Origin of the sequence: Microbacterium sp. B24 (assembly GCF_000333415.1) — a bacterium.
Taxonomy (GTDB): Bacteria; Actinomycetota; Actinomycetes; order Actinomycetales; family Microbacteriaceae; genus Microbacterium.
The window spans coordinates 1-4425 of record NZ_BADB01000035.1; the positions used below are offsets into that span (position 1 = coordinate 1).

Genomic DNA, 4425 nt, shown 5'->3' on the forward strand with positions numbered 1-4425 from the left:
GGCGAGAGCGGTGGCGACCCCCCGGCCCGCGGGCACGTGGGGCGGCATCGACCCGGTAGCCGGGCAGCAGGGTCTGGACGAGGGCGCTGCGGCCATCGACCGTCGTCTGACCGAGCACATCCGGGGGCGCCGAACGGCAGCACTCCACGCACCCCCGCGGTCAGCGACGTCAACGCCCGCGCCTCGGAGCGCAGATCCTGCTCGGCCTGGTCGTTGACGGGTACGCGCACCACGACTCGTCGGCCGTCGTCGAGCGTGGCGATCGCGCTGTCGTAGCGGCCGGAGACGCCCTCGGTCAGCGGCGCCACACCGACCACCGCGACGCGGGGAAGGGCCGACGTGACCGACGCGGCTAGAGTGAGTGGTGAGCGTGCCATGCCCCCAGGGTAGGTGTGCCGCGCCCCGTCCCCGTGTGCGCCACGCCCGTCGAGGAAGGTCCCGGATGTCGCCATCGGCTGAGCCGCCCGTTCCCGTTCGTCCGCCCGCTCTTGCGCGCGGCGGCATCGACCGCTGCGCCGAGGAGCGCGACGCACCGGACCTGCTTGCGCGTCTTCGCGCCGAGAGGTCGACGCGGGTGGTCGCCGTGCACGGCGATCGCGCCCCGCTCGACGGCGACGGGACGCTGCGCACCGTGCCGGTCGAGAGCATTCGTGACGGGGTGTCGTGGGCATTCCTCGGACGCGACGGCGCAGGCGCCGCGGTGCTGCTCGCGGCATCCGGCGCCGACCATGACGTTCCCCTGAGCGCGCATCCCGCCGACGGGTGGGCAGCGCTGCGGGCGGTCGGCGGAGAGATGTCGGCCACGGACGCCGGACTCCTCGTCGAGGCGGTCGCTCTGGGGCGATGGCTGGTGGAAGCGCCCTTCTGCTCCCACTGCGGTGCGCGCACCGAGGAACGTGCAGCGGGCTGGGCGCGCCACTGCCCGGTCTGCGGGCGCGAGCATTTTCCCCGCACCGACCCCGCCGTCATCGTCGCCGTGATCTCTCCGGACGGCTCGTCGTTGCTGCTCGGCAAGAACGCGCTGTGGGCGGATCGCAACCTCTACTCGACGTTCGCCGGCTTCGTCGAGGCGGGGGAGTCGCTGGAGTCGGCGATCGTGCGCGAGGTGCAGGAGGAGGCCGGCGTGATCGTCGAGGCGCTGCACTACCGGGGGTCGCAGTCGTGGCCCTACCCGCGCTCGCTGATGCTCGGATTCCATGCGACGGCGGTCAGCATGTCGGCGGCCTGCGCCGACGGCGAGGAGATCGTCGACGTCCGGTGGTTCTCGCGCGGGGAGATCCGTGGAGCGCTGCGCGGCGAGGGCGACGTGCTCCTTCCGGGCACGACATCCATCGCGCACCGGCTGATCGCCGACTGGGCGGGAGATCCCGCGTGAGCGGACGCGCACTGGAGGGCCTGGACGACGAGCAGCGGGTCGCGGCGGCGACGCTGCGCGGACCCGTGTGCGTGCTTGCGGGCGCCGGCACGGGAAAGACGCGGGTGATCACGCACCGCATCGCCCACGGCGTCGACACGGGGGCTTATTCGCCGTCGAGAGTCATGGCGGTGACCTTCACAGCGAAGGCAGCGGGGGAGATGCGCGGGCGGCTCCGCGCGCTCGGTGTCGAAGGGGTCGCCGCACGCACGTTCCATGCGACCGCGCTGGCGCAACTGAACTTCTTCTGGCCGCAGCTCGCCCGCGACACCGCACCCTCGATCATCGACAACAAGGTACGCGTGCTCGGGCAGGCCGCCGACAGCCTGGGCCTCCGCCTGGACGGCACCACCCTGCGCGACGTCGCCAGCCGCATCGAATGGCGCAAGGTCGCGATGCGCACGATCGATCAGGATGCCGCAGCGCACCCCGAGGGGCTTGGTGCCGCCCTGGATGCACCGGCGCTCACAGACCTGCAGCGCCGATACGAGAAGCTGAAGGACGAACGCCGTCAGCTGGACTTCGAGGATGTCCTGCTCGCGTGCGCCGGGATGCTGGAATCGGAGCCGCGCGTCGCGGCGGCCGTGCATGAGCAGTACCGCCACCTGACGGTCGACGAGTTCCAAGACGTCTCGCCTGTGCAGCACCGCCTCCTGGAGCTCTGGCTCGGAGACCGACGAGACCTCTGCGTCGTCGGCGACGCGAGCCAGACCATCTACTCGTTCGCCGGCGCCGACCCGCGCTACCTGCTCGAGTTCCCCGACCGCTACGAGGATGCCACCGTCGTGCGGCTGGAACGCAACTACCGCTCCGACCCGGCGATTCTCGGTGTCGCGAATGCGCTCATGCGCGGACGCCCCGGAGCCCTGGTCCTGCGTTCGGACCGATCGACGGGCCCCGTCCCGTCGGTCACCGCGTACGACGACGATCAAGCGGAAGCCGACGGCGTGGCTGCGGCGGTGGCGGCCCAGCTCGCGTCGGGCATCGAGCCGAACGAGATCGCCGTGCTGTATCGAGCCAACGCGCAATCAGCGCCCGTGCTCTCGGCCCTCGCCTCGCGCGGCATCGCTGCGACCGTCCTCGGCGGCAAGCGATTCTTCGACCTGCCCGAAGTCCGCCAGGCGGTTTCGCTCCTGCGCGGCGCCTCTGTCGCACCGACCGCGGACGGTCTGGTGCGGGCGGTGCGGGACGTGCTGCGGTCGGTCGGCTTGACCGACGACCCGCCTCCGGCCGGTGGGGCACTTCGCGACGCGTGGGAGGCGCGAGCCGCCGTGCTGCGTCTGGCCGAGCAGGCACCGGAAGACACCACCCTGCGGGCGTTCACCGACGAGCTCATCCTTCGTGGGCGCAGTCAGCACGAGCCCACTCTGCGGACGGTGACGCTCGCTACGCTCCACGCGGCGAAAGGCCTGGAGTGGGACCACGTCCACCTCCTCGGGCTCGCGGAGGGACTGCTGCCGATCTCTTACGCCACGGGCTTCGACGAGATCGACGAGGAACGAAGACTCGCCTACGTGGGGGTCACGCGGGCTGCGCGTACCCTTTCGATGAGCTGGTCGGAACGGTCGGGATCGCGCCCGCGTCAGCGTTCTCGCTTCCTTCAGGAGATCGGCACAGGCACCGTGCGTGCGGGCGATGCGCATGCCACGTCCGCCGGACGCGCGCGGCGCTGAGCCCCACCGAGAGGCTCGACGGCGGCTCATCGGGGCGTGACCCAGAGGAATCGAGGGCGTCGCGCAGAAGCCTGCCGGTGAGGATGCCGGCTTCGATCAGCAGGCCGGGATCCGTGCGTACCGGATCGCGACCGAGCAGCTGCGCAGCAAGGAGCGGCCACTGCGGGTCTTCGGCGGTGCGACGCGCGTGCTCGCACGCGGTGCACGCCGTCACGCCGGGGACGACGACGGGTCCGACGTGCACGCGGTCGCCGGCGAGTTCGATCGGGATATGGGTGACGTCGGCACGCATGAGCCGCGCGGCACGGCGCGGCTCGATGAGCCGGTCGGCGACGACGATCACCGGCACCCCCTGCTGCGGCGCGTCCACGGCCCAGGTGTCGACCGACACGCGCGCCAGGCCCGCGGCATCCCACCCCGCCATCAGCGCTTCACGCTCGATGCTCGTCAGCGATTCGGGCACCTCCACCCTGACCGCGCGCGGCGTCGGTGACTCACGGGTGAGCGCTTGCTCGATTCGTCCCGCGAACTCTGCGGCTTCCGCCGCGGTGGCGCCGAAGCTGCGTGCCAGAGGGACCAGCCCCGCGTCGGCGACGCCGTCGGCGAGGGCATCGAGGAGGCGCTCCTGCCACGGGAGCACGCCGTCGACGCGGATCGCCGGATCCGTGCCGAGTTGGAGGCTGGAAGGCGTGCGCCACAGCGGCGGGGACGAAGCGGCCAAGCGGAGCATGCCCCGATTCTGAGGCCCGACGCGCCCGCCTGCCGCGACTGTCCACAGACGCGGCACGGGACCCCGGAGAGATTCCGGCGGGGGAGGAGGCGCCGGCTCACACCGGCCGGGGATCCTCCGGACCGTCGTCATCGGTGGTGCGCGCCTCGGGTGCGCCTCCGCCCTGCTCCGCCTCTCCAGCCGCCTCCTCGGCCGCTTCGGCCAGCAGCGCGTCCAGCGCCTCGTCGAGAGCATCCCGTTCGGGGTCCTCGCCGCGTTCGTGGGCGACCAGACGTGCGACGAGCGCCTGCGGGTCGTCGATGTCACTCGCTCCCGGCATGAGGTCGGGGTAGTCCCAGAGGCGATCGCGCGCCTCGATGCCCACGGCATCCGTGACGGCCCGCCACATCGCCGCCGCTTCGCGCAGTCGTCGGGGGCGCAGTTCCAAGCCGACGAGGGAGGCCATCGCCTGTTCGGCGGGACCGCCCACCGCTCGGCGGCGACGCACCGCCTCGGCGATCTTCGCCGAGGCGGGAAGACGCGAGGTCGCATCGGCGGTCACGACCTCCACCCAGCCTTCGATGGTCGCCAGGAGGGACTCTAGAGGATCCCCGGGACNGGCTCGAATC

Annotated in this window: 3 protein-coding genes and 1 pseudogene; 2 read left to right on the plus strand and 2 right to left on the minus strand. The window is 72.2% G+C overall.

What is annotated here, in order from left to right; genetic code table 11:
• Nucleotides 1-377 (minus strand): annotated as a pseudogene (locus I5I_RS16180) (hypothetical protein); the annotation flags it as partial.
• Between the two features lie 65 nt (nucleotides 378-442).
• Between I5I_RS16180 and nudC the strand changes: the two are divergent.
• On the plus strand, nucleotides 443-1375 hold the full coding sequence (gene nudC / locus I5I_RS00640) for an NAD(+) diphosphatase (RefSeq protein WP_036315091.1): 933 nt from the start codon (nucleotides 443-445) through the stop codon (nucleotides 1373-1375).
• Nucleotides 1372-3087, plus strand: coding sequence for an ATP-dependent helicase (locus I5I_RS00645; protein ID WP_036315094.1), 1716 nt, complete (start codon nucleotides 1372-1374; stop codon nucleotides 3085-3087). The genes nudC and I5I_RS00645 overlap by 4 nt, the downstream gene beginning before the upstream one ends.
• A gap of 827 nt (nucleotides 3088-3914) precedes the next feature.
• Here I5I_RS00645 and I5I_RS00655 read toward each other — a convergent pair.
• Nucleotides 3915-4425 (minus strand): zinc-dependent metalloprotease (locus I5I_RS00655; RefSeq protein WP_148285463.1); only part of this gene is annotated, 511 nt, incomplete at its 5' end.